The organism is Streptomyces hygroscopicus subsp. hygroscopicus (genome assembly GCF_001553455.1).
GTDB classification, from domain to species: Bacteria; Actinomycetota; Actinomycetes; order Streptomycetales; family Streptomycetaceae; genus Streptomyces; species Streptomyces hygroscopicus.
In genome coordinates, this window is record NZ_BBOX01000614.1 from 1 (window position 1) to 1030 (window position 1030).

General features: G+C 68.4%; 1 protein-coding gene. It reads right to left on the minus strand.

All coding sequences use genetic code 11. The features are described from left to right. A partial coding sequence (locus tag AXW62_RS39305) for an acyl-CoA carboxylase subunit beta (RefSeq protein ID WP_169808213.1) occupies nt 1-1030 on the minus strand: 1030 nt, incomplete at both ends.

The window sequence follows — 1030 nt, forward strand, 5'->3', positions numbered from 1 at the left end:
GTTCGGCGCGGGTCGTCTCCGGATCGTCGGAGGCGGCGATGGTCCGCCGGTGGAGGATGTTGACCGCGCCCTGGGCGCCCATGACGGCGATCTGGGCGGTGGGCCAGGCGAGGTTGAGATCGGCACCCAGGTGCTTGGAGCCCATCACGTCATACGCGCCGCCGAACGCCTTGCGGGTGATGACCGTGATCAGCGGGACGGTGGCCTCGGCGTAGGCGAAGATCAGCTTGGCGCCGCGCCGGATGATGCCGTTGTACTCCTGGTCGGTGCCGGGCAGGAAGCCGGGCACGTCCACGAAGGTCAGCACGGGCACGTTGAACGCGTCGCAGGTGCGCACGAAACGCGCGGCCTTCTCCGAGGCGTCGATGTCCAGGCAGCCGGCGAACTGCATCGGCTGGTTGGCCACGACGCCCACCGGACGGCCCTCGACCCGGCCGAAGCCGGTGATGATGTTGGGGGCGAAGAGCGCCTGCGTCTCCAGGAACTCGCCGTCGTCCAGGACGTGCTCGATGGCCTTGTGCATGTCGTACGGCTGGTTCGCCGAGTCCGGGATGAGCGTGTCCATCTCCCGGTCCTCGTCCGAGACCTCCAGGTCGGCCTCGTCGGGGAAGGCCGGGGGCTCGGAGAGGTTGTTGGACGGCAGGTAGGACAGCAGCGCCTTGACGTACTCGATGCCGTCCTTCTCGTCCCCGGCCATGTAGTGCGCGACACCGGAGGTGGTGTTGTGGGTGCGGGCGCCGCCCAGCGCCTCGAAGCCGACGTCCTCACCGGTGACCGTCTTGATCACATCGGGACCGGTGATGAACATGTGCGAGGTCTGGTCGACCATCACCGTGAAGTCGGTGATCGCCGGGGAGTAGACCGCACCGCCCGCGCACGGGCCCACCACCAGGCTGATCTGCGGGATGACGCCGGAGGCGTGGGTGTTGCGGCGGAAGATCTCGCCGTACATGCCGAGCGAGACCACGCCCTCCTGGATGCGGGCGCCGCCGGAGTCGTTGATGCCGATGACCGGGCAGCCGGTCTTCAG